General features: G+C 48.8%; 1 pseudogene. It reads left to right on the top strand.

Features of this window, described 5'->3' with window-relative positions:
- Positions 1-328: pseudogene (locus HMPREF1548_RS31030) on the top strand (hypothetical protein); the annotation flags it as partial.

Below are 328 nucleotides of genomic sequence, written 5' to 3'. Positions count from 1 at the left end.
TTCTTCCACGCTGGTGAAAATTCCGGTGCCCCGGTTCGTGGTATTTTACAACGGCACGGACGGGCAGCCGGAAAGGCAAATCCTGTGGCTGTCGGATGCTTTTGAAAAAGAGACGGCAGAACCGGAGCTTGAGCTTAAGGTACTTATGCTGAACATTAATTTTGGACATAATCAAGAGCTGATGGATAAATGCCAGACATTGAAGGAATACAGCCAGTATGTGGACCGGGTCAGAAAATATGCAAGGGTAATGCGGATTGAGGAAGCGGTTGAACGGGCAGTGACGGAATGTATCAGGGAAGGCATTCTGGCAGATTTCCTGTCGTCA

Source organism: Clostridium sp. KLE 1755 (genome assembly GCF_000466465.2).
Classification (GTDB): Bacteria; Bacillota; Clostridia; order Lachnospirales; family Lachnospiraceae; genus Eisenbergiella; species Eisenbergiella porci.
The sequence above is the reverse complement of the archived record's forward strand: the minus strand, read 5'-3'. Positions and strand labels throughout refer to the sequence as shown.